Annotated in this window: 5 protein-coding genes; 2 read left to right on the plus strand and 3 right to left on the minus strand. The window is 72.0% G+C overall.

The window, feature by feature from the left end:
- Both ACR9ZG_RS16635 and ACR9ZG_RS16640 read right to left on the minus strand, forming a co-directional pair.
- The coding region (locus tag ACR9ZG_RS16635; protein ID WP_481285961.1) for an ATP-binding protein at positions 1-2,649 on the minus strand (2,649 nt) is incomplete at its 3' end.
- 51 nt (positions 2,650-2,700) lie between these two features.
- The gene (locus tag ACR9ZG_RS16640; protein WP_481285962.1) at positions 2,701-5,241 is read right to left on the minus strand and encodes an MMPL family transporter; all 2,541 of its coding nucleotides are present in this window, start codon (positions 5,239-5,241) and stop codon (positions 2,701-2,703) included.
- Positions 5,242-5,325: 84 nt separating this feature from the next.
- Here ACR9ZG_RS16640 and ACR9ZG_RS16645 point away from each other — a divergent pair, with 84 nt between their 5' ends.
- Complete coding sequence (locus ACR9ZG_RS16645) at positions 5,326-5,904, plus strand: TetR/AcrR family transcriptional regulator (RefSeq protein WP_481285963.1); 579 nt, start codon at positions 5,326-5,328, stop codon at positions 5,902-5,904.
- Here the strand turns inward: ACR9ZG_RS16645 and ACR9ZG_RS16650 are convergent.
- On the minus strand, positions 5,895-6,542 hold the full coding sequence (locus tag ACR9ZG_RS16650; RefSeq protein ID WP_481285964.1) for a TetR/AcrR family transcriptional regulator: 648 nt from the start codon (positions 6,540-6,542) through the stop codon (positions 5,895-5,897). The two genes, ACR9ZG_RS16645 and ACR9ZG_RS16650, sit on opposite strands and share 10 nt — an antisense overlap.
- Before the next feature lie 140 nt (positions 6,543-6,682).
- Here ACR9ZG_RS16650 and ACR9ZG_RS16655 point away from each other — a divergent pair, with 140 nt between their 5' ends.
- The gene (locus ACR9ZG_RS16655; RefSeq protein WP_481285965.1) at positions 6,683-8,407 is read left to right on the plus strand and encodes an MDR family MFS transporter; all 1,725 of its coding nucleotides are present in this window, start codon (positions 6,683-6,685) and stop codon (positions 8,405-8,407) included.
- Positions 8,408-8,471 lie beyond the last annotated feature (64 nt).

Raw genomic sequence — 8,471 nt, forward strand, 5'->3', positions numbered from 1 at the left:
CCCCCCCCCCCCCCCCCCCCCCCCCCCCCCCCCCCCCCCCCCCCCCCCCCCCCCCCCCCCCCCCCCCCCCCCCGGGGGGGCCCCCGCCCCCCGCGCCCCGCCCTCGCCCTGCTCCGCGAGCCGGTCGACGTAGAACTGGTGGAACGAGAACGCCGCAGCGTTGTGCAGCCCGGTCCGATCGCGCAGTGCGCGGGAGGCGCCGAGCAGCCGTCCGGCTCTCGTCGCGTCGCCGCTGACCGCCGCGACGGCGACCATGCCCTCCAGGGCATATGCGACCCCGTCGGTGTGGCCCAGCCGCTGCGACAGGTCCAGGCAGGCCGCGAAGTCGGCGGAGGCGCCTGTGATGTCGCCGAGCAGCAGCCGGGCCCAGCCGCGGTGGTGCTGCGCGATGCTCACGCCGAGCTCGTCGCCGTGCTGCCGCGCCAGGGCGAGCGACTCCTCGAACGCCCGCAGCGCGTCGGGCACCTGCTGCCGCAGCAGGGCGACGCGTCCGAGGACCACCATCGCCATGGCCTCCCCCCAGCCGTCCGCCGCCGTGTGGAACAGGCTCCGGCTGGTCGCCATCGCCGCGTCTGCGGCGGGGATGTCGGGCTGCGGAGCGGCGAGCAGCGCGAGCGCCAGCGAGATCAGAGCCAGCGCCTCTCCGCGCCGCTCGCCCGCGTCGTGGAAGAGGCGGGCGCTCTCCGCCAGCCCGACGGCGACAGAACCGTCCGGGTCCTGCCAGAAGCCGATGGCGTGGGTGAAGTAGAGGGCCGTCGCCCGGGTGAGGTCGTCCAGCCCGTCGCCGTCGGTCCCCGCCTCCGCGGTGGCGAGCAGCTGCTCCATGAGCGCCTTGACCTCGCCGAGCCGCCCGGCGATCCACCGGTACAGGTAGAGCGACCAGGCGAGCCGTGCGATCGCCGCCCCGTCGCGCCGGTCGAGCAGGCGCCGCTCGGCGGCCCGCAGGTTGCCGTCGTCCTCGGCGAGCCGCCGCACCCACTCGGCCTGCCGGGGTCCCTCCAGCTCCCGGGCGGCCCTGGCGGCCAGATCGACGTAGTACTCGGCGTGGAGGTCGCGGGCGCGATCGAGCCCGCCCTCCTCGGCCAGGCGTTCGAGCGCGTACTCGCGCACGGTCGCCAGCATCCGGAACCGCGGCCGGTCGCTGGTCGCGCGCTGGCTCAGGAGGCTGCTGTCCACGAGCGCGTCGAGCCCGCCGAGGGTGTCGAGCCCGTCGATCGTGCCGGCTGCGTCGATCGTGCCGGCCTCGTCGCCCCCGCTCACCACGTGCTCGGCGGCGTCGAGCGTGAACCCGCCCTCGAAGACGCCGAGGCGGGCGAGCAGCCGCCGCTCCGGCTCGGCGAGCAGCTGCGTGCTCCACTCGATCGTGCTGCGCAGGGTCTGCTGGCGCTGCGGGAGGTCGCGCGAGCCGCCCACGAGCAGCGGCAGCCGCCGGTCGAGCCGCTCCGACAGCTCGGTCGCCGTGAGCACGCGCATGCGGGCGGCGGCGAGCTCCAGGGCGAGCGGCACGCCGTCGAGGGCGGCGACGATGCGGTCGACGGCGGCGGCGTTGTCCGCGGTGATCTCGAAGTCCGGCTTCACGGCGTGCGCGCGCTCCACGAACAGGGCGACCGCCTGGTCGGAGGGCAGCGGGCCCAGCTCGAAGCTGCGCTCGCCCCCGACCCGCAGCAGAGAGCGGCTCGTGACGATCGCCGAGACGCCGGGCGCCTCTGCGAGCAGCGCCACCAGCTCGGGTGCGCCCTCCAGCACCTGCTCGAAGTTGTCGAGCAGGAGCAGCATCCGCCGGCCGCGCAGCGCCGCTACCAGCTTCGCCGCGATCGGCGCCTCGCCGGTGTCGCGGACGCCGATCGCCTGCGCGATCGTGCCGGGCACGGCCGCCGGGTCGTGGACGCCAGACAGGCCGACGAAGGCGACGCCGTCCGGGAAGCGCTCCGCGAGCGCCGCGCCCGTCGCGATCGCGAGCCGGCTCTTGCCGATGCCGCCCGGGCCGGTGACGGTCACCAGCCGGGCGCCGTCCTCGATCAGCCGCTGCAGCCTCCCGAGCTCGCGGTCGCGGCCCACCAGGTCGGTGAGCGGACGCGGCAGCGGGCGGGGGAGGGAGGGCGCGCCCGCCTGCTCGGGCTCTGGCCGTCGCTCCTCGGCCGGGTGCTCGGCCGGCTCGCGTCCGATCCGCCCGAGGTCGAACCGCTCGGCGAGCAGCGTGGCGAGGTCCGCCTCCAGCAGCGCCCCGAGCTCCCGCGCCGACTCGAAGTACTTGAAGGACGCCCGGTCGTCATCGCGGATGCGGTCGAGGAGCGTGCGCAGCCGCGGCTCGCGGTTCTCGGCCGGGTCCTTGATGTAGAGCAGGCGAGGGAGGTCGGGTGGGCACAGGTCGTACTCGTCCTCCAGCCCGGACACCGTCTCGTCCGGTGCGACCCAGCCGTAGCGCTCCCAGTACAGCCCGACGAAGACGTCGCTCTGCTCCAGGTACGCGCGGTACAGCTCACGCGGAGGATGCGGCCGGGCGCCGAGCTCGAACATGACCGGGGCGAGGTGCAGTCGCTCGATCGCGGCGCGCGCCGCCCGGCGTTCGGGTGCGAGTTCCTTGAGGGTCGAGCTGACGAAGATGCGCAACCGCTGATCGGGTGTGCGGATCGCGCGAGCCGCGTTCATGGCGGCATTGTGGTGCCGCCGTCGGGCCTGTGGCAACAGACCAGGGCGGGGCTACACCCGCGCCGGCTCCTCCTCGGCAGCGCCGACCGGTGTGCCGTCGAGGTGGTGCTGCCGCTCCAGGGCCGCACCTTCGACATCGACGTTCGGGAGGATGCGGTCGAGCCAGCGGGGGAGCCACCACGCGCCGCGGCCGACGAGGTGCATCAGCGCGGGCATCAGCAGCAGCCGCACGACGAACGCGTCGAGCAGCACGCCGAGGGCGAGCCCGAACCCGAAGCCGCGGATGATGTTCGACTCCGAGAAGATGAAGCCGCCGAAGACCGACACCATGATGATGCCCGCCGCGATCACGACAGAGCGCCCGGCCCGGAAGCCCTGCATCACGGCCAGTCGCGCGGGGGACCCGTGCACGTACGCCTCCCGCATCCCGGTGGAGAGGAACAGCTGGTAGTCCATCGCCAGCCCGAACAGGATGCCGACCAGGATCACCGGCAGGAAGCTGAGGATCGGCCCGGTGGTGTGGATGCCGAACAGCCAGCCCAGCCAGCCCCACTGGAACACGGCCACGAGCGCGCCGTAGGTCGCGAACAGCGACAGCACGAAGCCTCCCGTCGCGATCAGCGGCACGACGAACGACCGGAACACCACGATCATGATGATCAGCGAGAGCCCCACCACGACCGCCAGGTACAGCGGGAGGATGCCGACGATCTTCTCCGAGATGTCGATGTTGCTCGCCGCCTGACCGGCGACTCCGAGGGTGATGCCGTCGTCGATCTGCGGGAGTGCGCGGAGGTCGCGCACGAGATCCTCGGTGGAGGCGCTGCTCGGCCCCTCCTTCGGGATCACCTGGAAGGCCGCGAGCCGGTTGTCGTCCGACACCGCGATCGGGGCGACGGCCGCGACGTCCTCCTGGTCGGCGAGGGTGGTCGCGATGTCGACCTGGCGCTGCTGCACCTGCTCGTCGTCGAGCCCGGCCGGCAGCGTCGCCGAGACCAGGAGGGTGCCGTTCGACCCGGCGCCGAAGGAGTCCTCGATCGCGTGGTACGCGCGGTAGGTCGTGGAGTCGGCCGGCTCGGAGGCGCCGTCGGGCAGTCCGACGCGCATCGACAGCGTCGGCAGCGCGATGACGACGAGCGCGGCGACGGCGGCGACGGCGGTGACGATCGCGCGCCAGGTCGGCATCGGCTTCACCGGCCGGCGATCGGAGCGGTGCTGCTGCGCCTCCTCCCGCTTCTGCGCGCGTGCGCGGGCCCGTCGGGTGAGGATGCGCGTGCCGACGAGCCCCAGCAGCGCCGGCGTGAGGGTGACCGCGATGAGCACCGATACCGCCACGCTGATCGCGCCGACCGTGCCCATCAGCCCGAGGAAGGGGATGCCGGTCACGTTGAGGGCGGCGAGCGCGATGACCACGGTCGCGCCGGCGAAGACCACGGCGTTGCCCGCGGTGCCGGTGGCGAGTCCGATGGACTCGCGCACGTCGGCGCCGTGCAGCAGCTGCTTGCGGTGCCGGTTGATGATGAAGAGCGCGTAGTCGATGCCGACCGCGAGGCCGAGCATCACGCCGAGCACGGGTGTCACGGAGGCCATCTGCACGACCCCCGAGAAGGCGAGCGTGCCGACCGCCGAGATGGCGACGCCCAGGATGGCCGTGACCAGCGGCAGCACGGCGGCGATCACCGATCCGAGCATCACGAGGAGCACGACGGCGGCGATCACGACGCCGACCGCCTCCCCGACGCCGAGGATCTGCGGCACGCCCTGCGCGAGCTCGGTGGAGAAGTCGGCGCGGACCCCGTCGATCGGGTGCGACTCGACGTGCTCGATGACGGCCTGCTTCGACTCCTCGGGGAGCTCGAGGCGCGTCTTGTCGAACGAGACGCTCGCGAGCGCCGTGGCGCCGTCCTCCGAAACGAGCCGGATGCCCGACGAGAGGCTGAGCAGCTTCTCGCCGCGCTGGAGCTTCTCGGCATTCGCGTCGAGCTGTGCGCGTCCGTCGTCCAGCGTCTTCTGCTGGGCCGCGAGCTGCGCCCTCTGCGCGTCGAGCTGCGCCTGCTGGGCATCGAGCTGAGTGGTCGCGAGGCCGGCAGCCGTCGCCTGCTGCCGGCCGGTGTCGAGCTGCTGCTGCGCTGCCGCGAGCTGCTGCGTCCCCGCGTCGAGCTGAGTCTGGCCGGCATCGAGCTGCGTCCGCCCGGCCTCCAGCTGGGCCGTGCCGTCGCCGAGCTGCTTCGCCTGGTCGGCGCGCTGCTGCTCGGTCGTGAAGGGGTTCACCGCGCCCGAGACGTCGGGGAGGCCGTCCGTCCCGTCGATGACGTCGGCGATCGCGTCCTTCTGCTCCTGGGTGAAGGGCTCGCCGTCGGTGGTCCGGAACACCACGGTGCCCGATGCGCCGCTGAAGTCCGGCAGCTTCTTCGCCAGCTCGTCCGTCACCGCGCCGGAGGCGGTGCCAGGGATGTCGAAGCTCGAGGTCAGGCCTGTGAAGCCGATGAGGAACCCGCCGAGCGCGACGCCGAGGATCACGATCCAGGCGCAGATCACGAGCCAGGCGCGCTTCGCGGCACCCTTCCCCAGGCGGTACAGCAGCTCGGCCATCACAGTCCCTTCCGCGCCCGGCAGCCGGCCGCGTCTCGATGATACGCACCGTCTCGTATTGAAAGGTGAACGTAAGATGTGAGCATGACCGGCCGGAGCGGACGCGTTCGCAGCGAGACCGCACGCGTCGCGATCCTCCAGGCGACCGCGCGCATCTTCGGCTCCCGCGGCTACGACCACCTGACGATCGAGGGCGTCGCGGCGGAGGCCGGGGTCGGCAAGCAGACCATCTACCGCTGGTGGCACTCCAAGGGCGAACTGGTCGCCGACGCGCTGCTGGAGGGGCTGCTGCTGCCGGAGCCGCTCCTCCCGCCGGACACCGGCGACCTCCGCGCCGACCTCACCACGTGGCTGCGCGACGTGTTCGGACTGCTGCAGCGCCCGGGCGGCGACGACCTGGTCCGCTCACTCGCCGCGGCCGCCGCCGAGAACGCCGACGTCGGCCGCCGCATCCGCGACAGCCTCGGCGCGACCTCCGAGCTGGCCGTTCGCCTCCGCCGCGGTGTGGAGGCCGGCCAGCTGTCTGCCGGCGTCGCGATCGAGGACTTCGGTGACGTGCTCGTCGGCGCCGTCGTGCTGCGCGCCCTCGCCCGCACCGAGACCGACGCGGCGGCCGCCGAGCGGCTCGTCTCCGTCGTGCTGGGCGGCGCGTCTCAGACGTAGCCGCCGAGCGTGCGGGCGATCGCGATCGCGCGATCCGCGACGCCCTCGATCGGTCCGTCCGCCCCGGCGGCCGCCCACTCGCGCACCGCGATGCGCACGGCGCCCATGCAGGCCACCACGACCAGCTCGGCCTGTGCGTCCACCCCGACCGTCGCGTCGGCCGCGGGAGGCGCCTCCCGCGCGATCAAGCCGGCGACCGCCTCCACGAGCCCCTCGCGCAGATCCCCGAGCCGGTGCAGATTGCGGTTGACCAGACCGGGCCGGCGCGAGGCGAGCAGGAGGCGCGCCTCGCGCAGCGCCGCGTCCTGCGTCTCGCTCGGCAGCGCGATGAACAGCGTGCGGATCACGCTCTCCACCACGTCGCCGCGGTAGGCCTCGGCCAGCTCGCGCTCGACCAGCTGCGGATCCCCCCAGGCGCGGCGGATGCCGAAGAGCGCGTCCTCCTTGCTGTCGAAGTAGTTGAAGAAGGTGCGGTGCGAGACGGGCACGCGGGCGCAGATGTCGTCGACGGTGACGCGGTCGATGTCGTCGTGGTCGAGGGCCAGCTCCACGGCCGCCCGCTCCAGATCGGCACGCGTCTGCGCCTTCTTGCGCTCGCGGAGTCCAAGCTCGGCGGCCGCGATGGAGGAAGTTTTCATAGTCGGAAATATTGCGTTGATGCAGTTTGTTAGTTGACTTCGGTCACCTAAGTATATATGGTTGCCAACAGTCAACCACTTTGTGAAGGAATCACATGTCAGCAAGCGTCACCACGGAGGAGAGGTCCGCAGCGCCGGCGATGTCGCACCGGCAGGTCCTCGAATCCCTCTCCGGGCTGCTGCTCGGAATGTTCGTCTCGATCCTCGCGGGCACGGTCGTGTCGACCTCGATGCCGCGGATCATCTCCGAACTCCACGGCGACCAGACCGCATACACCTGGGTCGTCACGTCGACCCTGCTCGCGACGACCGTCTCCACCCCGATCTGGGGCAAGCTCGCCGACCTGTTCAACCGCAAGCTGCTCATCCAGCTCGCCCTCGGCCTCTTCGTCGTCGGCTCGGCGCTCGCCGGCTTCTCGGGCGACACCAACTGGCTCATCGGCTTCCGCGTCATCCAGGGCCTCGGCGCCGGCGGTCTGACCGCCCTCAGCCAGATCATCATGGCCGACATCATCAGCCCGCGTGACCGCGGTCGCTACATGGGCCTCTTCGGCGGCATCATGGCGGTCGGCACGGTCGGCGGCCCGCTGATCGGCGGTCTGCTCACCGACTCCGTCGGCTGGCGCTGGAACTTCTTCGTCGGCGTCCCGGTCGCGATCATCGCCATCCTCCTGCTGCAGTTCACCCTCAAGCTGCCCAAGCGCCCGCACCGCAAGGTCCGCATCGACTACCTCGGCGCTGTGTTCCTCGCCGGCGGCGTCTCCCTGCTGCTCATCTGGGTCTCCCTCGCGGGCAAGGACTTCGAGTGGGCCAGCTGGACCACCGCGTGGATGGTCGGCGGCGCCGTGCTGCTGCTCATCGCGACCGTCGTCACCGAGCTCGTGGTCAAGGAGCCGATCATCCCGCTCGGGATGTTCAAGAACCGCACGTTCACGCTCGCGGTCGTCGCCTCCATCTCGGTCGGCGTCGCCATGTTCGGCACGTCGGTGTTCCTCGGCCAGTACATGCAGGTGGCGCGCGGGGCGACCCCGACGCAGTCCGGCCTGCTGACCCTCCCGATGATCTTCGGCCTGCTCATCTCGTCGACCGTGGTCGGCAACCTGATCAGCCGGTTCGGCAAGTACAAGGCCTTCATGGTCGTGGGCGCCATCCTGCTGACCGTCGGCCTGTACCTGATGAGCACCATCGAGTACGACACGAACTACCTCCTGGTGTCCGTGTACATGCTCGTGCTCGGCGCCGGTGTCGGCATGGTCATGCAGAACCTCGTCCTCATCGTGCAGAACACGGTGGCGGCCAGCCAGCTCGGCGCAGCCAGCTCCAACGTCGCGTTCTTCCGCAGCCTCGGCGGCACCATCGGCGTGTCCGTCATGGGCAGCGTGCTCGGCACGACGGTCAAGGACCTGTTCACCGACCGCAAGGACGACCTGATCGCCGCGGCGACCAAGGCCGGCAAGAGCGGCATGGAGGCCCTGCAGTCGCTGCAGACCGGCACCATCCCCGAGGTGAACAAGCTCCCGGGCGGCATCCGCACGATCGTGGAGTCGGTCTACGGCCAGGCCGTCGCCGACATCTTCCTGATCGCGGTGCCGCTGGCGGTCATCTCCATCATCGCCATCGCCTTCCTGCCGAACATCAAGCTCGGCACCAAGACGGCCATCCAGCAGGCCGAGGAGGAGCGGATCGGCGGTGCAGGCGCCAAGTCCGGCCTGCGCGGAGCCGAGGAGACCGTGATCGAGGTCGCCGAGGCGCTGGTCGGCTCGCCGGCCACCGGATCGGTGCCCGCCGTCTCCCGCGGAACCGCGAGTGAGCTCCAGGCCGACCGGCCGGGCGAGCGCTCCGGCCGCGCCCAGGAAGACCGCTGACCGGCCGCGTTATGATCACGGCCATGGACAACACCGAGCGGGCGGCGACGAGTGACGTCGCCGC

The sequence above is a fragment of the Leifsonia sp. KNZ12-8B genome (genome assembly GCF_056755495.1).

Excerpts from the sequence above, each read along its gene's own strand:
- ACR9ZG_RS16640 (WP_481285962.1), bottom strand. The coding sequence starts at position 5,241 with ATGGCCGAGCTGCTGTACCGCCTGGGGAAGGGTGCCGCGAAGCGCGCC.
- ACR9ZG_RS16645 (WP_481285963.1), top strand. The coding sequence starts at position 5,326 with ATGACCGGCCGGAGCGGACGCGTTCGCAGCGAGACCGCACGCGTCGCG.
- ACR9ZG_RS16650 (WP_481285964.1), bottom strand. The coding sequence starts at position 6,542 with ATGAAAACTTCCTCCATCGCGGCCGCCGAGCTTGGACTCCGCGAGCGC.
- ACR9ZG_RS16655 (WP_481285965.1), top strand. The coding sequence starts at position 6,683 with ATGTCGCACCGGCAGGTCCTCGAATCCCTCTCCGGGCTGCTGCTCGGA.